Below are 26,996 nucleotides of genomic sequence, written 5' to 3'. Positions count from 1 at the left end.
GGAGACCGATTTGCGATTTCGCCCTTTCGTTGCCAGCCTCGCTTTTCTTGCCGTCGCCACTGCCGGCACCTTCCAGATAGCTCAGGCCGCAGAACCGGAATGGCGGTCAGGGACAAGTCTGCTTGGCGAGCCCAAATATGGCGCTGAGTTCAAGCACTATGATTATGTCAATCCGGATGCACCCAAAGGCGGAACGCTCAACCAGACCAGCGAGGGTAGTTTTGACAGCCTCAATCCTTACGTTGTCCAGGGTACGCCCGCCTCGGGATTGGGTACGTTGGGAGGCGGCCACCTCTACGACACACTGATGAGCCAATCGCTTGATCAGGTGGGAACAAATTACCCACTGATCGCTCAATCCGTCGCTTATCCCGACGACTTTTCGTGGGTCAAGTTCAAGCTCAATCCCGCCGCTAAATGGCACGACGGCGAGCCCATTACAGTCGACGACGTGATCTGGTCCTTCAACGCCTTGAAGGCGCAGAGCCCGCTTTACAATAAATATTACCACGACGTTGAAAAAGCCGAAAAAACTGGCGACGGAGAGGTAACCTTCACATTTACCAGCGGCGGCAACAGGGAACTGCCCAATATCATGGGTGATCTTGTCGTGCTCGCCAAGCATTGGTGGGAAGGGACAGACGCGTCCGGCAAGAAGCGCGATATTACCAAGCCGACAATGGAGATACCGCTTGGATCTTCGGCCTACAAGATCGAGAGCGTCGTTCCGGGTAAAACGATTATCTGGGCTCGTGTCGAAGACTATTGGGGCAAAGACCTCCCAGTCAATGTAGGCCGGAATAATTTCGACCGTATCCGCTATGAATACTTCCGCGACCAGAATGCCTCCTGGGAGGCCTTCAAAAAGGGCGGCTTTGAGGATTATCGAGGCGAAGCGAGCATTGGCCGTTGGATGCGCGGTTATGATTTTCCCGCTGTTGCCCGCGGTGACGTTATCAAGGCGATGTTTCCGCTCCGCTCGTCGGGCCGCATGCAGGGGTTCCTGATCAATACGAGGCGCGACAAATTCAAGGACCCGAAAGTGCGCGAGGCTTTGAACTGGGCCTACGACTTTGAAAGCATGAGCAAGAATCTGTTCTTTGGCCAATATAAGCGCATTAACAGCTATTTTGCCGGGTCCGAGCTCGCTTCCAGCGGATTGCCGAGCGGTAAGGAGCTTGAAATCCTGGAGACTGTAAAGGGGCAAGTGCCTGAAGAAGTCTTCACCAAGGAATTCAAGCTCCCGGTCTACGACACGCCGCAATCGCAGCGGGACAATCTGCGCCATGCCGTTCAGCTTCTCAAAGCGGCGGGTTACGACCAGAAGAATGGCAAGCTCGTCAATACACAAACGGGACAGCCATTGACCATCGAGTTTCTGGCAGATGATCCGTCAGCTGAGCGCTTTATCGGGCCGTTCATGGCAAATCTGCGCAAGCTCGGCATCGATGCACAGATTCGTGTCGTGGATAGTGCGCAATATACGTCCCGCCTCAACGATTTCGATTTTGACATCACGACACCCAACGTGGTCATGGCCCAAAGTCTGTCGCCAGGCAATGAGCAGCGTGACTTCTGGAGTTCGGCTGCAGCGGATACGCCGGGAAGCCGTAATTACATGGGCATCAAGAACCCGGCTGTCGACAAGCTGATTGACCGGGTAATATTTGCCAAGGCTCGTGATGAGCTTGTTGCAGCGACACATGCCCTCGACCGGGTGCTGCTCTGGAATTATTACGTGGTTCCGCAATGGTACGATGACCGGATAAAAATCGCCTACTGGAACAAGTTCGGCATGCCGGAGAAGCAACCCGAATATACCGGAATCGATCCATTCTCCTGGTGGATCGATACTGCCAAGGAACAGGCCCTGAAGGCACGTGCCGAATGACGCGACCTACCCGCCGCGATGTTCTGAAAATATCAAGCGCGACGTTACTGACGGCATTGGTGCCGCGCCTTGCACTGTCTGAAGTAGCGACGGGCGTGCCTCTTCATGGGCTCTCAGCATTTGGCGAGTTGAAGTATCCCCCCGATTTTACAAATTTCGACTATGCCAGTCCCGATGCCCCCACAGGCGGTACCTTTGCCTTCTCGCCCTGGACCTGGTTTTTCAACCAGTCGACCCAGACGTTCAACACCCTGAACACCTTCTCGCCAAAGGGCGATGCGCCACCGCGCATGGAGCTGTGTTTTGATACGCTGATGGAAACGGCGCTGGACGAGCCAGACTCCAAATATGGGCTGGTGGCGGAAAACGTGACTGTCTCCGGCGACCGCAATACGTTTACCTTCAAACTACGCCGCGAAGCCCGGTTTCACGATGGCTCGCCCCTCACCGCACATGATGTGGTCTTCAGCTATCAGACGATACAGAAGAAGGGGCACCCGTCGCTTTTGTTGTTGCTGACCGAGATGAAGGAGATCGTTGCCGTCGACGATCACACCCTACGTATCAGCTTTAGCGGCAAGCATTCCGACCGCGCCATTCTCGACATCGCCAGTACAATGCCAATTCTCTCAAAAACCTGGTATGACACGCGCGATTTCGATGCCTCGACGCTTGAGTCGCCCCTCGCCTCGGGTCCTTACCGGGTCGGCACCGTTTCCGTCGGCCAGCGTATCGAATATGAGCGCGTCGACGATTATTGGGGACGGGACCTGCCGGTCATGCGCGGTTTCAACCATTTCAGCCGGATCAGGATCGATTTCTACCGCGACCGCCAGCCGGAGTTCGAAGCTTTCAAGAAGGGCGATATTTTCTTCCGTCTGGAATCCACCGCCAAGACATGGGCGACGGAGTATAATTTTCCTGCAATTCAGCAAAAGCGCGTTATCAAGCGGGACTTTTCCGGTGAAAAGCGCCCGCAAATGCAGGCTTGGGCGCTGAACCAGCGCCGCGAACATTTCCGCGATCCGAGTGTTCGCGAAGCGATCGCCTTGTGTTTCGATTTTGAATGGACACAGAAGAATCTGTTCTATGGTCGCTACGACCGTTCACAATCACTGTTCGAACAGTCGGATTTTCGTGCCACGGGAAAGCCTTCGCCAGAGGAACTGGCGCTCATGGAGCCGTTTCGCGACAAGTTACCCAAAGCCATCTTCAATGAGGCGCTATTGCAAGCGCCGTCCGATGGTTCAGGCCGCGACCGCAAGAACTTGCGCCGCGCTTCCGAGCTTCTGGCCCAGGCCGGCTTCAAGCGAGAGGGCAATCAGTTGGTCGATGCGGGAGGCAAACCGCTCAACGTCGAAATGCTTATTCAGGCCGAGGTTTTCACGCGAGTCTATTCGCCCTTCATCAACAATCTCAAGGCAATAGGCATCAATGCCTTTTTGCGGCTTGTCGATCCTTCGCAATATCAACTGCGCCTGCAGGATTTTGATTTCGACATGATGGGCATCGCCTATATGCTTGATGCCACCCCGACGCGTGAATCACTAGAGATCATGTTCGGCTCGAAGGCTGCCAGCGTACCCGGCTCGTGGAATTTTCCCGGCACTGCCGACCCGGTTATCGACGCGCTTATCGCGAAAGTCAGCGAGGCGCACTCCCGTACAGAATTGATTTCAGTCTTGCGTGTTCTTGATCGACTCTTGCGTATAAGGCGCGACTGGATTCCAAATTGGTATGCAGCGAATCATCCGATCGCCTATTGGGACATGTTCGGCTTCAAGGAGCCGAAGCCCGATTACGGTTTTCCGGTTGAGAGGTTGTGGTGGCTCGACGAAGCAAAGGCGAAGGCAATTGGCAAGGTTTGATATTTTAGCGATGTTGAGAGGGAGCTCCTGATGGGAGCCTATATCCTTCGCCGGCTCGTTTTGATGGTTCCGACACTGTTCGGGGTTTTGCTTGTCTGCTTCGTCATCGTACAATTTGTCCCAGGCGGCCCGGTCCAGCGCATTATCGGCCAACTTACCGGCCAGGGCGGCAATGCCATGGACCGCATCGGCGGCGGTGGTACGGATTTCGGTCAGAGCCAGGATCAGCTTGGCCTCGGCGAGGGCAACTCAAAATATCGCGGTGCACAGGGCCTTGATCCAGCATTCATCGCCAGCCTCGAAAAGCAATTCGGCCTCGACAAGCCTCCCTTGGAGCGCTTCGGTCTTCTGATGTGGAATTATGTGCGTTTCGATTTCGGGAAGAGCTATTTCCGGGATATCAGCGTCATCGATCTGATCAAGGAAAAGCTCCCTGTCTCCATATCGCTCGGCCTGTGGATGACGCTGCTCTCCTACATGATCTCGATTCCACTCGGCATAAGCAAGGCGATCAAGGACGGCTCGACCTTCGATATCTGGACCAGCGGCGTCATCATCGTTGGCTATGCGATTCCAGGCTTTCTCTTCGGTATCATGCTGATCGTTTTCTTCGCAGGAGGCTCGTTTTTCGACTGGTTTCCTTTGCGCGGGCTGACCTCGAACAACTTCGCGCAGCTCTCGCTTTTCGGCAAGATCGTTGACTATGCATGGCACCTCGCACTGCCGCTGACCGCGATGCTGCTTTCCGCCTTTGCCACAACGACGCTGCTTACCAAGAACTCATTCCTTGACGAAATCCGCAAGCAATATGTTACGACGGCGCGCGCCAAGGGTCTCAGCGAGCGCAAGATCCTCTATGGCCACGTCTTCCGCAATGCCATGCTCATTGTCATTTCGGGCTTTCCAAGCGCCTTTATTTCGATCTTTTTCACCGGCCAGCTCCTGATCGAGGCGATTTTTTCGCTCGATGGTCTGGGATTGCTGGGCTATGAATCGATCATCAACCGCGATTATCCGGTGGTGATCGCCACGGTCTATATTTTCGCACTTGTCGGCGTCGTCGTCAGTCTCATCTCCGATCTTCTCTATACTTGGATCGATCCGCGGATCGATTTCGAACGGAGGGATGTCTGATGACGAGCGAGGTTTTACGCGCGCCCGCTATCCCGGTTCGACGCCCACGCCTATCGCCGCTCAATGCCCGCCGATGGCAGAATTTCAAGGCCAACCGCCGCGGCTGGTGGGCGTTGTGGATATTCTTGTTCCTGTTCATTGCGTCGCTGTTCGCCGAATTGATTGCCAACGACAGGCCAATCGTCGTTTCGTATAAGGGCGAAATCCTCTTTCCGGTTCTGGTCGATTATCCTGAGGAAAAGTTCGGCGGCTTCTATGCGGTCACCGACTATCGTGATCCGGTGATTCAGGACGAAATCAATGCCAATGGCTGGGCGATCTGGCCGCCGGTCCGTTACTCCTATCGCACGGTCAACAATGAGTTGCCGGATACGGCACCCTCCAAACCCTTTTGGCTATTTACGCCCGAAGAGCGCTGCGCCCGTTATCCGCAAGGGGTCAACGATCCGAACTGCACCTTTGGCAATTTGAACATTCTTGGTACCGACGATCAGGCCCGCGATGTCTTCGCCCGTGCGCTTTACGGCTTTCGCATCTCGGTATTGTTTGGCCTCATCCTGACTGCCGCTTCGGCAGTCATCGGGGTTACCGCCGGCGCGTTACAAGGCTATTTCGGTGGCTGGCTCGATCTTATCGCCCAGCGCTTTATCGAAATCTGGTCCTCTGTCCCAACTCTTTATCTGCTTCTGATCATGGCCTCTATCTTGCCGCCGGGCTTCTGGATTCTCCTTTGTATTATGCTGTTGTTCTCGTGGGTCAGCTTCGTCGGCATCGTGCGGGCCGAATTCCTGCGCGCCCGCAATTTCGAATACGTCAATGCAGCCCGGGCGCTCGGTGTGCGCGATCGAACCATCATGTTCCGGCATCTGCTGCCCAATGCGATGGTGACCACCTTGACGTTCCTCCCCTTCATTCTCAACGGATCGATCACCACACTGACATCGCTCGATTTCCTCGGTTTTGGCCTTCCGCCGGGATCCCCGTCGCTTGGTGAGCTACTGGCGCAAGGCAAGAACAATCTTCAAGCGCCGTGGCTCGGTCTCACCGGTTTCATCGTCATATCGTTAATGTTGTCGCTGCTGATTTTCGTCGGTGAAGCGACACGCGACGCATTCGATCCGCGCAAGGCTTTCAAATGAACGCTCTACTTTCAGTACGCGATTTGTCGGTCGCCTTCACGCAGAACGGCCGGGAGTCGCTTGCCGTCGATCGTATCTCTTTCGATATCGCTCAGGGCGAGACGGTCGCGCTCGTCGGCGAATCCGGGTCGGGTAAGTCTGTGACTGCCCTGTCGATCCTGAAGTTGCTGCCCTATCCGCCCGCATCACATCCATCGGGCAAGATCCTGTTCAATGGCGAGGACCTCCTGGACAAGGATGAGACCGATTTGCGCCGGGTTCGCGGCAACGACATCACCATGATCTTCCAGGAGCCGATGACTTCGCTCAATCCGCTGCATCCTATTGAAAAGCAGATCGGTGAAGTGCTGAAATTGCACCAGCGCATGGGCGACAAGGCGGCGCGCCAGCGCACTCTGGCGCTGCTGGAGGAAGTCGGCATTCGAGAGCCGGAAAAACGCATGAACGCTTACCCGCACCAGCTCTCCGGCGGGCAGCGCCAGCGCGTGATGATCGCCATGGCGCTTGCCAACAAGCCGAAGCTACTGATTGCGGACGAACCGACCACCGCTCTCGACGTGACCGTGCAGGCTCAGATTCTGAAGCTGCTTGCGGAGTTAAAAACCGCGCAGGGCATGTCGATGCTCTTCATCACCCATGACCTCGGCATTGTGCGCAAGATCGCCGACCGCGTCTGCGTGATGACAGGCGGCAAGATCGTCGAAACCGGTCCGACGAAGCAGATATTCGACAATCCGCAGCACGAATATACCAAGCATCTGCTTGCGGCGGAACCGAAGGGCAATCCGCCATCCGCCGACCTTTCAGCTGAACCGGTGATGCGCGGCGAGAACCTCAAGGTCTGGTTTCCGATCAAGCAGGGTTTTCTGCGCAAAACCGTTGATTATGTGAAGGCGGTCGATGGCATCGACGTCACGATCCGGGCTGGTCAGACGCTTGGTGTCGTCGGCGAATCCGGTTCGGGCAAGACGACGCTTGGTCTCGCTCTATCGCGCATGATTTCGTCCGAGGGCGTGATCCGTTTCGGGACCCGGGACATCAATCAATATTCGTTCAAGCAGATGCGCCCGCTGCGCCGCGAATTGCAGATTGTGTTTCAGGATCCCTACGGCTCACTCTCTCCTCGCATGTCGGTTACCGACATTATTGCTGAAGGTTTGCAGGTGCATGAGCCGAAGCTTTCAGTGGATGAACGGGATGCGCGCGTCGTCGCGGCCCTAAAAGAAGTCAATCTCGATCCGGAAAACCGTTTCCGTTACCCGCACGAGTTCTCCGGTGGCCAACGTCAACGTATCGCAATCGCACGCGCCATGGTTCTCAACCCGCGTTTTGTCATGCTCGACGAGCCGACATCAGCGCTCGACATGAGCGTGCAAGCGCAGGTCGTCGACCTTTTGCGCTCGTTGCAGCAAAAGCATAATCTGGCTTACCTTTTCATCAGCCACGACTTGAAGGTGGTCAAGGCACTTGCCAATGACGTGCTGGTGATGCGCAATGGGAAGGCAGTGGAATATGGCCCTTCGGAGGAAATCTTCGCACGGCCCAAGAGCGATTATACAAAAGCCCTGATGGCTGCGGCCTTCAGGATAGAAACGGCCGAACAGGGAGCGGTGAGCGAATGACTCGGAATGCGGATGACACGATCTTGTTGGCGGTGACGGGCTGGGACCCGGATGTCTGGCAAACCGAATTTGCCAAGGCCGCGCCAGCGCGCAAGCTTGTGCTCGATGCCGACACGGCCAAGGACAAGATCCGTTATGCCTTGGTGTGGAAACAGCGGCCGGGATCTCTCATGGGTCTGCCCAACCTCGAGGTCATCTTCTCGCTCGGTGCCGGTGTCGATCATATCTTCCACGATCACCAGATCCCGGATGTTCCCATTGTACGAATTGTTTCGCCGGACCTCACCATGCGGATGAGCGAATATGTCGTATGGCAGGTGCTCGACCACCACCGGCTCGGCCTGCGCTATCGCCAGCAGCAGACCCAGAAGGTCTGGCATGAGGATAGACGCCAGCCCGCTGCGCACGAGGTGACGGTTGGCATTCTGGGGCTCGGTGTGCTTGGACGCGATGCCGCGCAGAAATTGCGCAACCTCGGCTTCCGCGTCAGCGGGTGGAGCCGCCGCCTGCAAACCATCGAGGGCGTCACGAGCCACTTCGGCAAGGATGGACTGAAGGATTTCCTCAAGGATGTGGACATCGTCGTCTGCCTGCTTCCATTGACGCCGGAGACCAAAGGCATTTTGTCGATGAGCATGTTCGCACAGATGAAGGCCGAGGGTCCGCTTGGCGCGCCGGTATTGATCAACGCCGGTCGCGGCGGCTTGCAGAACGAACCCGATATTCTTGCCGCGATTGATCGAGGCATGCTGTCAGCGGTGACGCTCGACGTGTTCAAAACCGAGCCATTGCCAAAGAGTAGTCCGCTATGGACACATCCGCAGGTTGTCATCACGCCGCATGCAGCTGCAAGTTCCAGTCCCCAAGCGTTGGTTCCGGAAATCATAGCGCAGCTTGAGTCCTACGAGCGTGGCGAGCCGCTCAAAAATATCGTCGACAAGGCCGCGCAATACTAGGTCGTGAACTCTCCCCTTGAGGGAGATAGAAGAGCTAAAGCCGGCGCACGGCTGTCGGCTTGCCATAAAGATAGGCGATGCGTTCGATGGCCTCGCGCAATGGTTCGAGGGTAACACTCATCGTATGGCCGCTCGCATGCAGCAGCATGGAGTGGCTCGCCATCATCGCCGCGTGACCCGTCCAGAACAGAAAGTCGCCGCGCTGCAGATTATGATAGTCCTTGTCCGGTTCGATCAACTCGCCGATCGAAGCTGCCTGCATATCGGAATCGCGTAACACGCCTTGGCCAGTCATCAGCAGGGACAGCTGGATCAGGCCTGAACAATCAATGCCAAATCCTGAAGCGCCGCCCCAAAGATAGGGCGTGTGCATAAGTGTTTCTGCAACGGCGACGTGATCATCCGTCACCTCGTCTATGGGCACAAGATGTTTAGCGATGATCGCCTCACCGCTTGGCAGCATGGCATAGAGTGTGCCACGTCTCTCCTGCCCGCCGGCAACCGTAACGAGCGAGCCCATGGACAGCGCTTTGGTCCGTGGGAACTTCAGGTCCGAACCAGGATATACGAAGGTCCGTGGTGCGATGACGACGTGGGTCGGTTCATGAGCGCGAAGGTCCAGCGTCGTATCCACCACATAGCCGACATAACCATCGCGCTCGTTCTGGACCCAGCACCAGCCATTGGCGTCTTCGAAGACCAGCACATCGTCCCCGTGGAGAAACTGTGTGGTGATATTGGCGTCGCCTCGCGGTTCGGAGCGCACGTCGACCACTGGATCGGCGATGCGCATCGGCACGCCGGGGGTGAATCGCTCGGCTTCAACCAGACCGCGCAAGCTCTCGTCAGCAAGATCGGGGCGGAATGCGTTCAGCCGCTTGTCGAGATTTACAGTTTCAGCTTTCAAAGCGGCAATCCTCTTGCTTTGGCGATAATCAGGTCGCCGAGCCGTTCAACATATAGCGCACCCTTTACCGTTCTCTTGACAAGGACATTGCGCTTATCCTTCTCATCGCGGTGCCGGTCGACGAAACCATAGGTGCCCATTGTGTCGAGAGCGCGGGTGATGACGGGTTTGGTTACGCCGAGCTTTGCAGCCATGCCCCGTATCGTGTGCGGCGGCGGTTCTAGATAGACCGTAAGAAGCACAGCCAGCTGCCGCATCGTGAGATCATGGGCATCGTCGCGCACCTCCGACAGCGCAATCTCCTTCCACAATGTCAGTGCCTGAAGCGGTCTCAGCTCTATATTCATGAACGTTACCCGCGATCATTTCGGCTCCGTTCCATTCTAGCCGCTGCATCGGGGTACGCAAGGCAATCATTTGCTCGGGTAGCGCTCTTTGAGAAGATGGTAAAGCGCGCGGATCGCCTGTGCCTCCCCTCCGATCGGGGCGTGCGGTTTCTCCACCGGATTCCAGCCGAAAATATCGAAATGCGCCCAGACTTTCGCCTTGCCGACGAAGCGTTGCAGGAATAGCGCCGCAGTGATCGACCCGGCAAAACCATCGGACGTGACATTGTTGAGGTCGGCGACACGGGATGAGAGTTTGGCGTCATAGGGTTGCCAAAGGGGCATGCGCCACACGGGATCGGCAACCGCATAGGCGGAGGCCTCGATCTCTGAAGCAAATCCATCATCATTGGTGTAGAATGGCGGTAAATCCGGGCCCAGCGCGACGCGTGCTGCGCCCGTCAGGGTAGCCATGTCGATGAGGATTTCCGGCTCATCGTCATCGGCCAGTGCAAGCGCATCCGCCAGGATCAAACGTCCTTCCGCATCGGTATTTCCGATCTCGACCGTCAGGCCCTTGCGGCTGGTCAGTATGTCTCCAGGGCGAAACGCATTGGCCGAAATCGAATTTTCGACCGCCGGTATCAGTACGCGCAACCTGACCGGCAGCTTTGCATCCATGATCAGTCCAGCCAGCGCCAGCACGTTGGCCGCGCCGCCCATATCCTTTTTCATCAAGAGCATGCCGCTCGAAGGCTTTATATCCAAACCGCCTGTGTCGAAGCAAACGCCTTTGCCGACCAGTGTCACCTTTGGCGCATTTTTATTGCCCCATGCAAAATCGATCAGGCGAGGTTCCTGGCTTCCTGCCCGTCCGACCGCGTGGATCATGGGAAAATTCTTCTTCAATAGATCATCGCCCTTGATCACGCTGAGCGTTGCCTTGTGTTCGTCGGCAACGTTCCGCACCGCTGCTTCCAGCGCCACGGGCCCCATATCGTTGGTCGGCGTGTTAATAAGATCCCGCGCCAGCATGACGGCCTTGGCGAGCCGTCTCACATTCGTCTCATCGGCACCCTTGGGTGTCGCAAGAATGACTTCAGCATCATCCTTCGTCGTGTAGCGCGTAAATTTGTAACCTCCGAGGAGAAACGCCAAAGTAGTAAGATCTGGCTCGCTGATTGGGCTCGCAATGTGCCAGTCACCTTTCGGCAACGCACTGGCCAGCTTGCCGGCAACGAGCCGAACGTCGTCCTTGCCAATCCCGAAGAGCGCGCCCGAAACGGCGCCGTTTTCGTCCGGAACAACAAGGACACGGGCAGCCTGGCCATCAAACCCATTGGCTTTCGCCCATGCAAGGGCAGTACTGTCGAGGCCGGCATCTTCCAATTCGCCTTTTTTCACGAACCAGATCGGCTTGCTGCCTGCGATTGTTCCAACTTTGATATTACTAGTCATAATGTCTCTTCTCGCTCGTACTTTTGTACCGCGCCGCCCTCAGGTCATTAACCGTCCGTTAGGGTTAACAGAATATTTCTAAGCCAAGGAAATGGTTAACGCACAGGTGATTTGTGCTGCGGATGGGGCAAACTATGACAAGCATTGGCATTATTCAATGTAATCGCCACTTCATTTATGCTGTTGCAATTGTCGCGTTGGCCTCCGGAATTTCCGGCTGCGCAACCACCGACAAGACGACGACAGGATCGATCACCCCGGCCGCTACGACCGCCGACGCGCTTCCTGCTGGCAATTTCGATCAGATGAACCAGGAACAACTGATGCAGGCTTCGTCCAGTCTCGGCAAGCGCTACGAAGCGAATCCCAAGGACAGGTCTGCGGCGCTCAATTTTTCCACTGTCTTGCGCATGACAGGCCGCAGCGATCAGGCCCTCGCCGTCATGCGAAGCCTCGCCATTGCCTATCCGAAAGATCGCCAGGTGCTCGCCGCGTATGGCAAAGCGCTCGCCAGCACGGGCGAGTTCGACGCGGCACTCGACGCGTTGCGCCGCGCCCAGACGCCGGAATACCCGGATTGGAAGCTGCTCTCGGCCGAAGGTGCCATTCTCGATCAAATGGGTAAGACAGGCGAAGCGCGTGATCTCTACAAACAGGCGCTGATCATCAATCCGAACGAAGCGTCGATCCTGTCCAATATGGGCATGTCCTACGTCCTCTCGGGGGAATTGGCCACTGCCGAACAATATATGCGCCAGGCGGTGAATGCGAAGGGGTCTGACAGCCGCGTGCGGCAGAATCTGGCGCTTGTCGTTGGGCTGCAGGGTCGTTTTGACGAGGCCGAGAACATCGCCAAACAGGAACTCTCACCCCAACAGGCCCAGACCAATGTGCAATATCTGCGGTCGATGCTGTCGCAGCAAAATTCATGGAACATGCTGAAAGACAAGAAACAGCCCAAGAGCTGATCGCTCCATGCGACGCAGCAAAAACAGCCGCCGATAAGGCGGCTTTTTCACGAACCAAATGATGTGGTTATTTGGGCGTTGCGGGGCCGAATATGCCGCCCTGAGCCTGAATTTGAATGGCGGCGGGTCCAAGAATGACGCAGAACAATACGGGAAGCAGAAACAGGATCATTGGCACTGTCAGTTTTGGCGGGAGGGCTGCAGCCTTCTTCTCAGCCGCCATCAAACGCATTTCGCGACTCTCGTCGGATAGAACGCGCAATGCGGTGCCGATCGACGTACCATACCGCTCCGATTGAACCAGTGCCTGTACCACGGACTTAACGGTTTCAAGGCCTGTGCGGGTCGCAAGATTGTCATAGGCTTGGCGCCGCTCCGGCAAGAACGAAAGTTCCGCATTTGTCAGGACCAGCTCCTCTGCCAGCTCGCCCGACTGGACGCCGATCTCTTCCGATACTTTTTTGAAAGCGGCTTCGATCGACATTCCCGACTCCACACAGATCAACAACAGGTCCAGAGCATCGGGCCATGCCATTTGTATGGATTGCTTTCGCTTGCCAGCAACATTTCTCACATAGAGATTTGGCAGATAGAAGCCAACATACGCGCCAGCAAAGCAGGCCGCCAATCGGATAAGCGTCGATTTATCCGCAAGGCCGCCCAATCCGAAAACATAGAGCACCGCGAGAGCGAGCGTGACAAACGGCAGGCCAAAACGTGCTGCCAGAAAAATATTGAGAGCGTTCTGTCCACGAAAGCCCGCCATGCGCAGCGCGGCGAGCGTCTTTTCGTCCGCGAGTGCCCTTTGCAGATCCAGTCTTTCGACAAACTGGCGTACGCCTTGTCGTTCCGTCAGTCGCAGGGACTTGCCGTTCTTACGTCTGCTATCGCTTTCCGAAGCAAGACGTGACCTTTCGCGCGATCTGATCTGGTCGCGCTCAAGAGCAACCGATTTCATGCGCGTTTTAAGCCCCGCCCCCGACAGCATGGGCATGAGAAATGTGACGAGCGTGGCGAAAATGGATACCCCGACCAGAATAGCGAAAATGAATGCCGGGTCCTGGATGGCTTTAGCAAAGGCGTTTACCATGCATCTCTCGCTAGAATTTGAAGTTGATCATCTTCTTCATCACCAGGATGCCGATCGACATCCACGTCCCCGCGCAAGCAAGAATGAAATTGCCGGTGCTGGTGTTGAAAAGAATCATGATGTATTGCGGGCTCGTCAGGTAAACCAAAAAGGCAACGATAAAGGGCAGTGCGCCGATGATATAGGCCGAAGCTTTTGCTTCCATGGAAAGCGCCTGAACTTTGGCCGCCATCTTTTTCCGGTCACGCAAGACGCGCGACAGATTGCCTAGGGCTTCGGACAGGTTACCGCCCGCCTGAGCCTGTATCTGGATGACGATGCCAAAGAAACTGGCTTCCGAGCAGGGCATGAATTCGGACATGCGCATAGCGCCATCGGGGATACTGACACCGACCTGTTGAGCATCGACGATGCGGCGGAATTCTCCGCGAACGGGCTCCTGAGCTTCGTGCGCTATGAGACGGATTCCATCGTTCAACGGAAGACCCGAACGGATGGCGCGGACAATCACATCGATGGCATTCGGGAACTCGTTCAGGAAAGCCTTGATGCGGCGGCGGCGGCGGAAATAGATAAACCAACGCGGCAGGCCGAGGGCTCCCGCCAAGAATAAACCCGGCGCAAGATAAAGCGGCGATCCGAACATCAGGCCGAGCACAGTCACCACGATGCCTGTGATAACCGAATAGAGATAGAATCGCGGCATGGTGACCTTCATGCCCGCTTGCTGAATGAGCATTTTCAGCGGCGGTGACTTGATATTCTTGTCGCGCAGCTTCTGGCGCTGTTCAAGGTCCTTCAGCGTATCGTGAACCGACTTGCGACGCTTGACCGCCTCGGCCTGCTTGTCGCGAACTGTGAATTTGCCAAGGCTATCGGTTGCGGCGAGCTTGACCTCTTTCAGTCGTTCGTCCGCCTTTTTCTGCCATGCAATAGAATCAAAGAAGAATACGTAGGCCAAAGCGGCAACGGCGAACACAACCAGCACGATGAAACCAAGCTGCGCGAGATCAAGCCCGAACATTGCTGCGCTCCGATCCCACCATCACAGCTTCGCCGCTTCCATGGAATCGAGCGCATTGGCGAGCCGCCGATCCTCATTGTAATAACGCGCGCGCTCCCACATGTGCGGGCGGCCAATGCCCGTGGAGACGTGCTTTCCGATGAGACGGCCATTGGCGTCTTCCCCTGTGATCTCATAGACGACAAGGTCCTGCGTGATGACAACCTCGCCTTCCATGCCGATCACCTCGGTGATGTGGGTGATGCGTCGCGAACCATCGCGAAGCCGTGCCGCCTGAATAATAATGTCCACCGAACCCACGATGATTTCGCGCACGGTTTTTTGCGGCAGAGCAAATCCGCCCATGGCAATCATGGATTCCATACGGCTGAGACATTCCCTCGGGCTGTTCGAGTGGATCGTGCCCATGGAACCGTCGTGGCCGGTGTTCATTGCAGAAAGCAGATCGAAGACTTCAGGTCCGCGCACTTCGCCGACGATGATCCGTTCAGGGCGCATGCGCAGGCAATTCTTGACGAGATCGCGCATGGTGACCTCGCCCTCGCCTTCCAGGTTCGCCGGCCTTGTCTCAAGCCGCACCACGTGCGGCTGTTGAAGCTGGAGTTCGGCAGAATCTTCGCATGTGATGATCCGCTCATCCTTGTCGATATAATTGGTCAAGCAGTTAAGGAGTGTCGTCTTGCCGGAGCCGGTGCCGCCGGAGATGACGATGTTGCAACGGACGCGGCCAATAATTTGCAGAAGCTCGGCACCGGCAGGAGAAATGGCGCCGAAGCGGACAAGCTGGTCCAGCGTCAGCTTGTCTTTCTTGAATTTACGAATGGTCAGGACCGGACCGTCGATCGCAAGCGGCGGTGCGATGACATTGACACGCGAGCCATCGGGCAGACGTGCGTCGCAGATGGGACTGGACTCGTCGACGCGCCTTCCAACCTGGCTGACTATGCGCTGGCAGATGTTGAGCAGCTGCTGGTTGTCGCGGAAACGAACACCGGATTCCTGTACCTTGCCGAGCACTTCGATATACGTCTTGCGCGCGCCATTGACCATGATGTCGGCAATGTCATCGCGCGCCAGTAAAGGCTCGAGTGGGCCATAGCCCAAAACGTCATTGCAGATATCGTCGAGCAGTTCCTCCTGCTCCGAGATTGACATGGCGAAATTCTTGATCGCGATGATGTCGTTGACAATGTCGCGGATTTCTTCGCGTGCCACCTCCGGGTCGAGTTTCGACAATTGCGCGAGGTCGATCGTATCGATCAGAGCGGCGAAAACCTGCGACTTCGTATCGTAATAAGCTTCGTTTTTCTCACGCAACGGCACGACAGGCTTCGGCGGTTCAACGGGCGAACGCTTCGGCTCCAATATATCCCGCGGCAGTCCGGCCGGCGCGATGACCCCTCCGCCAAGAGGTAGCGCCGTCTCCAGGACTGGCGCCCGAAACTCCTGAACCTGGCTTCCACCGGCCCCGCCGGATTGGGGATTACCGCGTTTACCGAACATGATTTCTCTTTACTGTTTCTTTCGCTTCAACCGGGAGAGTACCGACGACAATCCAGGCTTCTTCTTGGGCTTCAGAGTCATGCGACCAGTTAGAATATGCGCGATCTCGTTAATGCTTTGAACAATGGGATTAGCCCCATCCGTTTCCGCCAACATGCGGCCATTGTTCGCCGCACTCCCGAATAGCGCTGGCTCGAAAGGTATCTTGGCAATCGGTAAAATTCCAAGCGGGCTGCAGAAATCCAGGGGTGCAATTTCAGGACGTTTGGGTACGCCGACCTGATTGAGGATCAGTCTTGGCGGGGCGTCATTGGGGCGGAGTTGCTTCAGGGTATCGAGCAGGTTTTTTGTATTGCGCAGATTTGCCAGTTCCGGTGATGCAACGATAACGACTTCATCGGCCCGGGCCAGTGTTGTGCGCGTCCAGCCGTTCCATGTGTGCGGTACGTCCAGAACGACGTGGGGAACGGATCTTTGCGCCACGTCGATCAGGTGCGCGAAAGAATCGTCGCGAAAATCGAAAACTCGATCAAGCGTCGATGGTGCCGCCAGCAGGGAGAGATGTTCGGCGCATTGTGCCAATAGACGGTCGAGATATACGTCATCGATGCGTTCGGGTGAAAAGACCGCTTCGGCTATTCCCTGCGCCGGGTCCTGGTCGAAATTGATGTTCGCCGTGCCATAAGGCAGGTCCATGTCGGCAATAACCACCTCGTTCTTGAAGAGGGACGAAATGGCCCAAGCGATATTGTGCGCCATTGTGGAGGCGCCGACACCGCCTTTAGCACCGATGAAGGCAATCGAATGGCCGAGCGGTTTTGCCTCCGGATCGACGAACAGGCCGCCTATGACACCGACAATCTCCGAGAGGTCGATTGGTGCGACCATATACTCCGATATGCCGTTGCGGATCAGTTCACGGTAGAGCCAGACATCATTGAAATGTCCTATGATCACGACTTTGGTCGAAGGGTCACACACCTCGGATAAAGCCGCCAAATTCTGCAGCATGTCGCGCGGGGCCGCCGAGGTTTCAAGCAGAATGAGATTGGGCGTCGGCACGGTCTGAAACAGTTCAACGGCGGTGTCTACGCCGCCCATATGGACCTGAACGTGGGTTTTGGCCATGCGCCGGTCTTCGCTGGCACGAGCTACCTGCTTCGCGACGCCATCGCTTTCGCAAAATGCCTGAATCGATATGCGGGGTATCGGCCGATGCGCGTGCAAGCCAATACCCGGCGATCGCTCGCCACCATCTCCTGGCTGATTGTTTGTTTCGAAGGCCACTTGACTCATTTTAGCATTCCGCTTTTCGAAGAGATTTGGTTGCTCAAGACCAAGTCTAGTACTGTACTTCCTGTGCCGTGGGTGCCACGGGCGAAGGGGCATTCCGGTAGTCATCGATCACGACAATTCGCCGCTCCGCATCGATCGGAGACGTTGCACGTGGTCCGAGCAAATCGGCCGGGTTGGCGAGCTGTGCAGCAAAGTTGTTTTGACTGGCGCAGCCGAAATTGGCGTAATGCCTGTTTTCGGCCGTTTCGAGCAAATCCTTCGGCCACTGGCCGCATGTATTGGTCGATGCTGTCATGGCAGAATAGGACAGGCGAATGGGTGCCGATTCTTCCGGGCCAGCCTGATACCGTTCGCTGGAGATATTGAAGGGCTTTATGCCATTCTTCCGTAACGTCGCGGCAACATCCCCGCGCAACCTCGCTGCAGCACGTTCATTGGGCGAACCATCAGGAATGAGAATATGGATGACGCCGGATCCGTTTGCCCGGTAATTGGCCGCAGCATGGTCGACAATGCTACGCTGGGTTATCGACAGCCTCGTATCGGCGTGGCCGACCGGTATGTCGGCGACCTGTTCTTTTTCCGAAATGACGATCGGATGATTGGTCCGGTAGTCATCTGGAATGCCTCCCGTCACATCGCGTTGCTGGGCGCATCCTGCAAGCAGGGCAACGGCCAGCAATGCCAGGACCGGCTTCATGCGGAGTTTTTTGTTCACGTTCGACATGATCCGTTCCTCGTTCATTTATAGATGTACCCGACGCTGCCTTCGTAGCGGCCTGCAGGCAGACTTGCTTCCTTGGTGCCGTAGACGCGATTGACCCTGCCGAGGAAGATACCGGCGGCATCGCTTGCCGCGTTGAGGTTGTCATCAGGGCGGGCCAGCTCAGTGCGTGCAACCGGGCGGACGAGGTAGGGTGTGATGATGATCACGAGTTCGCTTTCGTTCCTGACAAAATCGCGACTGCGGAATAATGTACCGAGGATAGGCACCTTCGAGAGGCCCGGAAGGCCGGAGATGGCTTGCCGCGTGTCATCACGCATCAAGCCGGCAATCATCATCGATCCACCCGACGGCAATTCGACCGTGGTATCTGCAAGCCGCTTGCGTATGGAGAGGATGTTCGGTGCTCCCCGACCGCTAACTCCCGGGGCTTTGAGCGAACCTTCCAGGGTTGGCTCGGAAACGGACGTGCGAACTTTGAGGCTGATCCGGCCCGGAGAGAGAACGACCGGCACGAATTCGAGTCCGATGCCGTAGTCTACGGTCTTGTGGTCAGTAGTAACGGAGTTGCCGTTTTCATCTTCGGTCACTTGCTGGCCCGTAAAGATGTTGTATTCGCCGCCTACCTTGAACGTAGCCTTCTCGCCGGAGATTGCTGTCAAGGATGGTTCGGCCAACGTCTTCATGACACCGGCGAGTTCCATTGCATTCAAGTACGCCGCAATTGTGGTATTTCCGATCGAACCGATTGCACCAAGATGGGAATTCGAGAGGGGCGTCCCTAGGCCGGTGAGAGTCTCACTGGCAAAGCTTATTCCGTTGCCGCTGTTGCTGGACGCAATCAGATTGACGCCAAGCTGCTTCATGACGGTCCGGCTGACTTCGGCCACAGTCACTTTCAACGTGACCTGATCGTCGCCAGCGATTTGGATAAGATTGACGATCTTGCTCTTCTGGCGCGCCTCGTCCTGGTCGCCGATGACGACACTGGTGCCACCCGCCCCGCCGCTGACAGCGGTCTGCTGATATTGTCCCGTCGTCGCCTCACCGCCTGAAACAAGTAATGTGGCGAGATCGGTCGCCCTCTTCGCATCGAGCGGCGTCTGCACCGTTCCTGTCAGAATGACGTTGTCATTCATCAGCTCGACTTTAATGTTCGAGTCGGGAATATACTTTTTCAAAGCGTCTTCAAGACCGGCGACATCTCGTTCGATCATCAGATCGAAGCTTGCCAGCTGCTCGCCATTCGGTCCAAAAACGAAAACGTTCGTTTGCCCGACTTGCTTGCCGAAGAGATAGATACGACGTGCCGTGCGGGTCACTGCGTCGGCAACGCTCGGATTGGCGACGAGGATATCATATGCGTCTGCCGGGAGATCGACGACCAGGGATTTGTTCAGGCCGAGATTGATGCGCTTGTTCATGCCCTGGCCTTGGTTAAGCCTTACCACACTGCTTTCGGCAATTGCCGTGCTTTGGATGGCAGGAACCGAAAGAGCGCAGCCGAGGGCGCAAGCCATTGCTATCGATGCGCACCGGAAACCGTATTTGAACATCTTTGTCTCGCTTCCCATTTTATTATTTCCGCCCCAGAATTTCGGTGACGGTCCCGGACTTGATCAACTTCACGTTGCCTGCCCTGCCGGGTGAGTTGACGAGATATTCGGCCCCGGGTCCCGTCTGTTCCTGAGCATCCTGTACGGAGCGCAGAACCAGCGACAGACGAGCAGCCATCTGCTGAGCGACGGTCAGGATTTCAGCTTGCTCCGGCGTGAGTTCAAGCGTTGCTGTAGAACCAACCTTGGTCTTGTCACCCTTTTCGTCCTCTTGAATTGTCTGGTCGATCGCCAACACGCGAATGTTGCTCAGAATGGTTTCAGTCGCGTATTGCTTCTGCTCTCCCTCCATCTGCCGGATCATGATCACATCGACATAATCATCCGGCAGGATAAACCCCCCTGCGCTGGTCTCGGCTGCAATCTGCGTCGCAACAGCGCGCATGCCTGCCGGGAGTTGAGCGGACATGAAGCTCTGGCCCTTGCCGATCAATTTGGCTTCACGGATCGGCTCTCCGGGGAAAATCTGCAAGCGGACTGTTGAACCTTTCAATTCTTCTTCCGCATTGGGTCGTTCGGAACGTTTGATGTATCCGTCAGCGACCGCTTCCTCTGGCCATTGCTGCCAACGCATTTGTCCTTGCACCTCCGCACCGACGCCGAGATTTTCGGTGGCGACCAGAACGTCCTGCAGTTTGATCTGCGGCCCGGCATCGGCGACAACCGTAACATTAGGCTTCATATGTGTGGCAATGTAGCCGGCCGCGCCGGCGGCAGCGACCGCTACGACTAATATGACCAGACGAGCTTTTTGCATTGATGATGTGCCCCACTAGACTTTCGCCTTAGATACTTTGGTCACATATTGACGTGTTAATCGTGTAATTAAGGTTAACGTATTGCTTAAAAGTATGATTAACGGCGCTTAACGTTTACTATTGCTTGGCCCGGATACTGCGTTTCGGGATCAAACCCAAACATCAATCAACTATGAGCAAGACGATCGATAACCCAAAGGCCGAGGGGTGACGAAGGAAAGGCCAGCAGTCCGGCCAATCCGAGCGCTATTCCGTAGGGCACACCTTCGCCTTTTTGTGCGAGGCGACGCATGAATTCAAACCGCTCCGTATAGACCCGTGCAACAAACGAGCTGCGGTAATGCAGGATCAACATGGTCAACATACCGCCGAACAGCGATAGCGTGACCAAGTACTGCACCAGTTCCAAATTCCAGCCCAACCAGAGCGACGTGGCGGCCATGAGCTTCGCGTCACCGCCCCCCATTGTTCCTGTGGCAAACAAGGCAAAAGTGGCCGCAAGCACTGTCACAGCCGCAACAAAGTGCATGCCATAAACATCCCACGCCATACCCGTCAAAGGTGCCAGGACGATGAAGGATCCAATCAGAATGAGAGGAACCCTGTTCTGTATGGTCATGGACAACAGGTCGGACGTGGCGGCGAACACCATGGCAAACGGAAAGATGACGAGTATAGCTGCTTCAACCATGGTTGTGTTCCGGCGAAAAAGTGATCGATTCCTGTCGGGTCATCTGTTGGCGGCTTCCGTCACGTCATTGGTGAAACTCGCGTACAGATCCTTCAACGATGTGCCGAGCGTGCCGGCACCAACCATAATGCCAATGCTGATGATCGAGGCGATCAAGGTGTATTCGATGGCTGTCGCGCCCGATTTGTCGCGCAAGAAATCGGCGAAGACGTCGAAGATGATCTTTACGGGTCGTCTCATATCGAACTCGCTCGTGCCCTTGGCGTCACTGAATACTCATGGAAACTAGGTGCCGCTCGTTGCATTCGGTTTAAGAAATACCGTTACGAAAATGTAAACCACCATGAAACCTTAAATCACGTCACCAGAGGATGAAAAATACCGGCGCGATTTGGTATAAATTCTAACTATACTGTTTCTACAAATTTAACCGCCCGGCGATTCTCGCCGGCGAAGGCGCCGCGGAACAGGTGCCTCGCATATACTTTCATCATCTATTTGAAGATTTAAGCTTTCCTTCACCAATCCCCGCCATGGTTAACCGAACAGTTTTCGAAGGACTATCCTATGGTTCACGTCAGAAGCCGAAGCATCCGTTCCTGTGTCCTCACAACGGTGCTGACCCTGGCTGCAGTCTTGTCGGTTGCGCCGGCAACGCAGGCCGATACGGGCATCCACATCGTGATGAACCAGGCAAGAATCCTCAAACTCGCCCGTCCAGCCGATACCGTGGTCGTTGGAGACCCGGAGATTGCCGATGCGGTTGTCAAGGATTCGCGGACAGTCGTTTTGACGGGCAAGGGTTTTGGCATCACCAATATCGTCATCATCGATGCGGACGGCGCTGCAATCGTCGATGACCAGGTCATGGTCAGCCGCAGCGTCGCCAATACGACCCGCGTCTATCGCCGGGCCTATGTCCAGACGCTTTCGTGCACACCCTATTGCGAAACCGCGCAGAAAACCGAGGCCGAGAAGGCATCGGACTCGCAAATTGGCGGCGCTAACTAAAGCCTCTCATACTTGGATTCCTTCGGCAGAACGCTTCACTCCAGGCATCAGCGCGGGATAGGGTTGAGAAAAAGTAAATCCATTGCCAGCAATTTGCCGTTGTCCCCAAACGAGATTCTAATATCTGATGTGTAAGAGTTCCTTCGGGCTAATTGCGCGGGGAAACTATGTTCGGGAAAATCCATAAATTTTTTGGCACTCGAGACACCGCCGAGGCGAATAATCGGCCGAGGAGCACGCGACGGTCTACCGCGGCGAGATTCTTTGCCAACAAGCGTGGTATGGTTGCGATCGAATTCGCGATGATAGCGTTGCCCTTCTTCCTGCTGATCTTCGCTATAATCGAGGTGAGCCTGAGTTTTACAGCCCAGCAGGTCATGGCGAACGCAACGGACGATATTGCACGCCAGTTGCGCACCGGTGAAATCAAGACTCTCAATCTCAATCAGTTGAAGCAAATGGTTTGCGCCAGACTGCTGATGCCGGCGGCGAACTGTCCCGATTTGGTTGTGGATTTGCGCACCTACGCGTCCTTCGCCCTCGTTCCGAAAACGATCCCACTCAAAACTGGTGGGGATGTCAATTCAACTGGGTTCACGAGCGCACCGGGCGGTGCCAGCACGATCAACCAGCTGCGTGTCTTTTATCGCTGGCCGATTTTTACCGATCTGATGAAACCGCGCATAGCCACCATCGATGGCACAGGAAAGATACTGCTTTTCTCGTCCGCGACCTGGAGAAACGAACCCTATCTCTGAACCCGCGCCTTCAAACAAGCATTCCTTCATTCTTCCGAAAAGTGTGACGCATGGAAGCCCATAACAAACAAAAACCGACAGAAGTCTCGTTGCTGAAATGGATGCGGAGCTTTGTCCGCGATCGGCGCGGTGTCGCAGCGCTGGAGTTCGCCCTGATCGCGCCTGTCATGATCGCGCTCTATATGGGTAGCGTGGAGGCTACTGCGGGACTTGATCTCAACAAGAACCTCGGCCGTGCCACCAGCATGGTCGCGGATCTGGTTACGCAGCAACAGACCATCACCAAGGCGGATATCAAGGATATCATGGATATCGGATCGGCGACGCTTTTGCCCTATACGCGCGATACGCCGCAGATCACCATCACGGCGATCAACATATCTGCAGCCAATGCCGCGACCGTTGCGTGGTCGAGGCGCAAGGTCAATCTGGTCTATTCAAAACCTTATGTGGCCGGAAGTGCAGTGGCCCTTGATCCAAATCTGCTGATCCCGAATACGTCGGTGATCCGGGTCGAGATGTCGATAGGCTATGTGCCACTCATGGCCTTCTATATGAAGAATGTGATCACGACGGCAAACGGCACTTCGGCGATCGGGATAACCATGCCCAAGACTGCCTACGGACGCGTGCGGCAGGGTACGTCAGTCGCCTGTTCGGACTGCTGATCCCAGACATTTGTCATTGCGCAAAGTTTCACCTATCTGTGGGGCGCAACCCTGTCGGAGTGAGGCATGTCTCGCGCTTTCCTTTTTGTACTCGATTCCTTCGGTATCGGCGGCGCGCCAGATGCAAAGGCGTTTGGGGATGAAGGTTCAAATACACTCGGTCATATTGTCGAAGCCTGCGCAGCCGGAGCTGGCGATCGGGCCGGACTGCGTTCCGGTCCCCTCCAATTGCCGAACCTGAAGGCACTCGGTCTCTTCCACGCCGCCAATCTCGCGTCGGATCTTCCGCTCCCTCGCGAGCCGATTGCTCCGTCCGCACTATGGGGTGCGGCGGAAGAAGTATCCCGAGGCAAGGACACGCCGTCCGGCCATTGGGAGATTGCAGGCGTGCCGGTTACGTTCAATTGGGGCTATTTCCCCCAGAAAATTCCGGCATTTCCCGACAGTCTCGTAGCAACTGCCATGCAACGTGCACAGATACCTGGCATCCTTGGCAACAAGCACGCGTCGGGGACTGACATTATCGATGAATATGGTGAGGAGCATATCCGCACAGGCAAGCCCATATTCTACACATCGACCGACTCCGTCATTCAGATTGCCGCGCATGAGGTGCATTTCGGTTTGGACCGGCTCTATGAACTCTGCGCTATTCTTCGCGAGCTTGTCGATCCGCTCAATATTGGCCGTGTCATCGCAAGGCCCTTTATCGGGGAAACCCGGGCAACCTTCACGCGGACCGGCAATCGCCGCGATTATTCTGTCCCGCCACCGGAGCCGACATTGCTGGACCGGTTGACAGACGCGGGCCGCATGGTCATCGCCATCGGCAAGATCGGTGATATCTATGCTCATCGGGGCGTCGGCCAGGTGCGCAAGGCCAATGGCAATATGGCGCTCTTCGATGAAACGCTGGTCGCCATGGACGACGCACAGGACGGCGATCTAGTTTTCACCAATTTCGTCGATTTCGACATGCTCTATGGCCATAGGCGTGACGTGCCGGGGTACGCGGCAGCGCTGGAAGCCTTCGACCGGAGGCTGCCGGAGGCTCTGGCCAGAATGCGCCCGGGCGATCTTATGGTTCTCACTGCAGATCACGGCTGCGACCCCACCTTTAAGGGAACCGACCATACGCGCGAACGTGTCCCTGTCCTCTGCTACGGTCCAGACCTTCCTCACGCCTCATTCGGTATTCGCCCGACCTTCGCCGATATTGGAGAAACGGTCGCCGCCCATCTCGGTATCGCGCCGGGCTCGCATGGCAAGAGTTTCCTGAAGGGAACCGGAGACCTCTCTCCAAATGCCTGAGCTACCGGAAGTTGAGACGGTCAAACGCGGACTGCAACCGGTCATGGAGGGCTCGACGATCCTTGCCGTCGATCAAAACCGTCCGGATCTGCGCTTTCCTTTCCCCGAGCAGTTCGCCAAGCGGCTGACAGGCCGTCACATCGTGGCGCTGGAACGACGCGCCAAATATCTCATTGCGCATCTCGATGACGGTCTTGGCCTGATCAGCCATCTCGGCATGTCTGGCTCCTACCGTATAGAACACGAGGACGGTGGTGATATGCCCGGTGCCTTTCATCATGACCGATCGAAAAGCGTTGCACACGATCATGTCGTGCTGCATCTGGACACGAAAGACGGCAAGCGACGCATCATCTACAACGATCCGCGACGCTTCGGGTTTATGTTGTTCTCCGAACCCGGCAAGCTCAACGTGCATCCGTTGATCAAGGATCTCGGTACAGAACCTACGGGCAACCGTCTGGACGGGACGCTTCTGGCGAAGTTGTTTGCAAACAAGGCCGCGCCATTGAAAGCCGCACTGCTCGATCAGAGGCTCATAGCCGGTCTCGGCAATATATATGTGTGCGAGGCGCTATGGCGGGCTGAGCTTTCGCCATCGCGTATGGCCGGGAGCATAGCAGGAGAGAACGGCACAGCCACGGACATGTCCAGACGTCTTGCCATTTCGATCCGCTCTGTCATCGGCGACGCGATCAAGGCGGGTGGATCGAGCCTCAAAGACTATCGGCAAGCCGACGGCGCGCTCGGCTACTTCCAGCATTCCTTTTCCGTCTACGACCGCGAGGGTCGGCCTTGCCCGCGTAAGGGTTGCCATGGCACGGTGGCGCGCATGGTTCAAAGCGGGCGCTCAACGTTTTATTGTCCCGTCTGTCAGCAATGATTTGGAGGAGTTCGGATGACTTACGAAAATATCATCGTCGAGACGCGCGAAAAGGTCGGCTTCATTCAACTCAATCGCCCCAAAGCGCTCAACGCCTTGAACTCGGCGTTGTTGGCCGAGCTTGCCCAAGCACTTGAGGCTTTTGACAAGGACAACACCATAGGTGCCATAGTACTCACCGGTTCGGAGAAGGCCTTTGCAGCGGGTGCTGATATCAAGGAGATGCAAACACTGGAGTTCGCCGACGCTTATCTTGGCGACTATTTTAGCGAATGGGAGCGGGTGACACGGTTGCGCAAGCCGCTGATCGCCGCCGTCGCCGGTTATGCGCTCGGGGGCGGCTGCGAGCTCGCGATGATGTGCGACTTTATTATTGCCGCCGATAGCGCAAAATTCGGCCAGCCGGAAATCACACTCGGCGTCATGCCCGGCATGGGTGGTTCGCAGCGACTCACCCGTTTTGTTGGCAAGTCGAAATCCATGGACATGTGCCTGACCGGTCGCATGATGGATGCCAACGAGGCAGAACGCAGCGGTTTGGTCTCGCGCGTCGTGCCCGCCAGTCATCTGATCGACGAGGCCTTGAAGGTCGCCGCGAAAATTGCATCTTTCTCATTGCCCGTCGTCATGATGACCAAGGAGACCATTAACCGCGCCTATGAAACGACGCTTGCAGAAGGCTTGAGGTTCGAGCGGCGTGTGTTTCATTCCATGTTCGCGCTTGAGGATCAACGGGAGGGAATGAACGCCTTTGCGGAAAAACGCGCGCCGGATTTCAAAAACCGGTAAGGGCAAAATCGCGTAGATTCCAAGTTGACGCAAAAGCAAACGTCATCTATAAGCCCGACAACGTTCGGTGGCCTCCTGGCCGCCCTATTATTTTGTGACGGCCGCTTTAACGCTGCCGATTAGCTGACAGAAAAGAGAGGCAACATGGCCAACACTCCTTCGGCCAAAAAAGCGGCGCGCAAGATCGAAGCCCGCACCGAAGTAAACAAGTCCCGGCGCTCCCGTGTGCGCACCTTCCTTCGCAAGTTCGAAGACGCGGTAGCAAGCGGTGATCAGGAAGCCGCTTCCATTGCCTTCAAGGCGGTTGAACCGGAAGTGATGCGTGCCGCATCGAAGGGTGTCTTTCACAAGAATACCGCTTCGCGCAAGGTGTCCCGCCTGTCGGCCCGGCTGAAGAGCATGTCGGCCTGATCAAAAGTGTCATTTTTATATATGAAGACCCGGCTGCTCGTTAGCCGGGTTTTTTGTTTTGAGTGATTCTGTGGGAATAAATTCGTTTCCCAAGGAAAAGATCGTGGCTTATCAAAACCATGACATATGGTGGTCACAAACTTGCTAGGACAAAAAGCGTCAATCATCAATTTGCCTTTATTTTCAACGACTTA

Annotated in this window: 26 protein-coding genes; 14 read left to right on the top strand and 12 right to left on the bottom strand. The window is 56.0% G+C overall.

Annotated elements, in window-relative coordinates:
- Window positions 1-10: 10 nt before the first annotated feature.
- Genes J2X72_RS09925 through J2X72_RS09900 form a run of 6 tightly spaced genes read left to right on the top strand, consistent with a single transcriptional unit; the run spans window position 11 to window position 8,610 of the window.
- Entirely contained in the window at window positions 11-1,891 is a 1,881-nt protein-coding gene (locus J2X72_RS09925) for an extracellular solute-binding protein (RefSeq protein WP_405044686.1), read from the top strand.
- Window positions 1,888-3,759, top strand: a complete 1,872-nt coding sequence (locus J2X72_RS09920) for an extracellular solute-binding protein (protein ID WP_310071375.1) — start codon at window positions 1,888-1,890, stop codon at window positions 3,757-3,759. Before J2X72_RS09925 ends, J2X72_RS09920 begins: the two co-directional genes overlap by 4 nt.
- 30 nt (window positions 3,760-3,789) lie before the next feature.
- The gene (locus J2X72_RS09915) at window positions 3,790-4,893 is read left to right on the top strand and encodes a microcin C ABC transporter permease YejB (protein WP_310071371.1); all 1,104 of its coding nucleotides are present in this window, start codon (window positions 3,790-3,792) and stop codon (window positions 4,891-4,893) included.
- Window positions 4,893-6,032: an ABC transporter permease gene (locus J2X72_RS09910; RefSeq protein WP_310071368.1), complete on the top strand. Its 1,140-nt coding sequence runs from the start codon at window positions 4,893-4,895 to the stop codon at window positions 6,030-6,032. Before J2X72_RS09915 ends, J2X72_RS09910 begins: the two co-directional genes overlap by 1 nt.
- The gene (locus J2X72_RS09905; RefSeq protein WP_310071365.1) at window positions 6,029-7,654 is read left to right on the top strand and encodes an ABC transporter ATP-binding protein; all 1,626 of its coding nucleotides are present in this window, start codon (window positions 6,029-6,031) and stop codon (window positions 7,652-7,654) included. Before J2X72_RS09910 ends, J2X72_RS09905 begins: the two co-directional genes overlap by 4 nt.
- Window positions 7,651-8,610: a glyoxylate/hydroxypyruvate reductase A gene (locus J2X72_RS09900; RefSeq protein ID WP_209998103.1), complete on the top strand. Its 960-nt coding sequence runs from the start codon at window positions 7,651-7,653 to the stop codon at window positions 8,608-8,610. Before J2X72_RS09905 ends, J2X72_RS09900 begins: the two co-directional genes overlap by 4 nt.
- A gap of 34 nt (window positions 8,611-8,644) precedes the next feature.
- Here J2X72_RS09900 and J2X72_RS09895 read toward each other — a convergent pair whose 3' ends face one another.
- From J2X72_RS09895 to J2X72_RS09885, 3 genes are all read right to left on the bottom strand, one after another.
- The gene (locus J2X72_RS09895) at window positions 8,645-9,517 is read right to left on the bottom strand and encodes an NlpC/P60 family protein (protein ID WP_310071363.1); all 873 of its coding nucleotides are present in this window, start codon (window positions 9,515-9,517) and stop codon (window positions 8,645-8,647) included.
- Window positions 9,514-9,864 carry a MarR family transcriptional regulator gene (locus tag J2X72_RS09890; protein WP_209998105.1) on the bottom strand — a complete coding sequence of 117 codons (351 nt, stop codon included), beginning with the start codon at window positions 9,862-9,864 and terminating at the stop codon, window positions 9,514-9,516. Before J2X72_RS09890 ends, J2X72_RS09895 begins: the two co-directional genes overlap by 4 nt.
- A 66-nt stretch (window positions 9,865-9,930) precedes the next feature.
- Entirely contained in the window at window positions 9,931-11,301 is a 1,371-nt protein-coding gene (locus tag J2X72_RS09885) for a leucyl aminopeptidase family protein (RefSeq protein WP_310071360.1), read from the bottom strand.
- 134 nt (window positions 11,302-11,435) lie between these two features.
- Here J2X72_RS09885 and J2X72_RS09880 point away from each other — a divergent pair, with 134 nt between their 5' ends.
- Complete coding sequence (locus tag J2X72_RS09880) at window positions 11,436-12,269, top strand: tetratricopeptide repeat protein (RefSeq protein WP_310071358.1); 834 nt, start codon at window positions 11,436-11,438, stop codon at window positions 12,267-12,269.
- Between the two features lie 67 nt (window positions 12,270-12,336).
- On the opposite strand, the gene J2X72_RS09875 is transcribed toward J2X72_RS09880, so the two are convergent.
- From J2X72_RS09875 to J2X72_RS09835, 9 genes are all read right to left on the bottom strand, one after another.
- Window positions 12,337-13,359, bottom strand: coding sequence for a type II secretion system F family protein (locus tag J2X72_RS09875; protein WP_209998108.1), 1,023 nt, complete (start codon window positions 13,357-13,359; stop codon window positions 12,337-12,339).
- 10 nt (window positions 13,360-13,369) lie between these two features.
- Entirely contained in the window at window positions 13,370-14,383 is a 1,014-nt protein-coding gene (locus J2X72_RS09870; RefSeq protein WP_209998110.1) for a type II secretion system F family protein, read from the bottom strand.
- A 21-nt stretch (window positions 14,384-14,404) separates the two neighbouring features.
- Window positions 14,405-15,886: a CpaF family protein gene (locus J2X72_RS09865; protein ID WP_209998112.1), complete on the bottom strand. Its 1,482-nt coding sequence runs from the start codon at window positions 15,884-15,886 to the stop codon at window positions 14,405-14,407.
- A 9-nt stretch (window positions 15,887-15,895) separates the two neighbouring features.
- On the bottom strand, window positions 15,896-17,182 hold the full coding sequence (locus J2X72_RS09860) for a CpaE family protein (RefSeq protein ID WP_310071355.1): 1,287 nt from the start codon (window positions 17,180-17,182) through the stop codon (window positions 15,896-15,898).
- A gap of 46 nt (window positions 17,183-17,228) precedes the next feature.
- Window positions 17,229-17,909: a CpaD family pilus assembly lipoprotein gene (locus J2X72_RS09855; RefSeq protein WP_310071353.1), complete on the bottom strand. Its 681-nt coding sequence runs from the start codon at window positions 17,907-17,909 to the stop codon at window positions 17,229-17,231.
- A 14-nt stretch (window positions 17,910-17,923) separates the two neighbouring features.
- Window positions 17,924-19,480 (bottom strand): type II and III secretion system protein family protein, encoded by a 1,557-nt coding sequence (locus tag J2X72_RS09850; protein ID WP_405044685.1) that lies wholly within the window; start codon window positions 19,478-19,480, stop codon window positions 17,924-17,926.
- Window positions 19,481-19,484: 4 nt separating this feature from the next.
- A complete protein-coding gene (gene cpaB / locus J2X72_RS09845) occupies window positions 19,485-20,279 on the bottom strand; it encodes a Flp pilus assembly protein CpaB (RefSeq protein ID WP_209998118.1) in 795 nt (264 codons plus the stop codon).
- Window positions 20,280-20,446: 167 nt separating this feature from the next.
- The gene (locus J2X72_RS09840) at window positions 20,447-20,971 is read right to left on the bottom strand and encodes a prepilin peptidase (protein WP_310071350.1); all 525 of its coding nucleotides are present in this window, start codon (window positions 20,969-20,971) and stop codon (window positions 20,447-20,449) included.
- Window positions 20,972-21,010: 39 nt separating this feature from the next.
- Window positions 21,011-21,211 carry a Flp family type IVb pilin gene (locus tag J2X72_RS09835; RefSeq protein WP_310071347.1) on the bottom strand — a complete coding sequence of 67 codons (201 nt, stop codon included), beginning with the start codon at window positions 21,209-21,211 and terminating at the stop codon, window positions 21,011-21,013.
- A gap of 327 nt (window positions 21,212-21,538) precedes the next feature.
- Here J2X72_RS09835 and J2X72_RS09830 point away from each other — a divergent pair, with 327 nt between their 5' ends.
- The 7 genes from J2X72_RS09830 to rpsT all read left to right on the top strand — a co-directional run bounded on the left by J2X72_RS09830 (window position 21,539) and on the right by rpsT (window position 26,802).
- Window positions 21,539-21,982: a pilus assembly protein N-terminal domain-containing protein gene (locus J2X72_RS09830; protein ID WP_310071345.1), complete on the top strand. Its 444-nt coding sequence runs from the start codon at window positions 21,539-21,541 to the stop codon at window positions 21,980-21,982.
- A gap of 281 nt (window positions 21,983-22,263) precedes the next feature.
- Window positions 22,264-22,740, top strand: a complete 477-nt coding sequence (locus tag J2X72_RS09825) for a pilus assembly protein (RefSeq protein WP_310071344.1) — start codon at window positions 22,264-22,266, stop codon at window positions 22,738-22,740.
- Window positions 22,741-22,790: 50 nt separating this feature from the next.
- A complete protein-coding gene (locus J2X72_RS09820) occupies window positions 22,791-23,408 on the top strand; it encodes a pilus assembly protein (protein WP_310071341.1) in 618 nt (205 codons plus the stop codon).
- 66 nt (window positions 23,409-23,474) lie between these two features.
- Window positions 23,475-24,719, top strand: a complete 1,245-nt coding sequence (locus J2X72_RS09815) for a phosphopentomutase (protein WP_310071339.1) — start codon at window positions 23,475-23,477, stop codon at window positions 24,717-24,719.
- Window positions 24,712-25,602 carry a bifunctional DNA-formamidopyrimidine glycosylase/DNA-(apurinic or apyrimidinic site) lyase gene (gene mutM, locus J2X72_RS09810; RefSeq protein WP_310071336.1) on the top strand — a complete coding sequence of 297 codons (891 nt, stop codon included), beginning with the start codon at window positions 24,712-24,714 and terminating at the stop codon, window positions 25,600-25,602. Before J2X72_RS09815 ends, mutM begins: the two co-directional genes overlap by 8 nt.
- A gap of 15 nt (window positions 25,603-25,617) precedes the next feature.
- Window positions 25,618-26,391, top strand: coding sequence for an enoyl-CoA hydratase (locus tag J2X72_RS09805; RefSeq protein ID WP_310071334.1), 774 nt, complete (start codon window positions 25,618-25,620; stop codon window positions 26,389-26,391).
- 144 nt (window positions 26,392-26,535) lie between these two features.
- Window positions 26,536-26,802, top strand: coding sequence for a 30S ribosomal protein S20 (rpsT, locus tag J2X72_RS09800; RefSeq protein WP_209998128.1), 267 nt, complete (start codon window positions 26,536-26,538; stop codon window positions 26,800-26,802).
- Window positions 26,803-26,996: the final 194 nt, after the last annotated feature.

The organism is Phyllobacterium sp. 1468 (genome assembly GCF_031455525.1).
Classification (GTDB): domain Bacteria; phylum Pseudomonadota; class Alphaproteobacteria; order Rhizobiales; family Rhizobiaceae; genus Phyllobacterium.
This window is presented reverse-complemented; position numbering and strand designations above follow the sequence as displayed.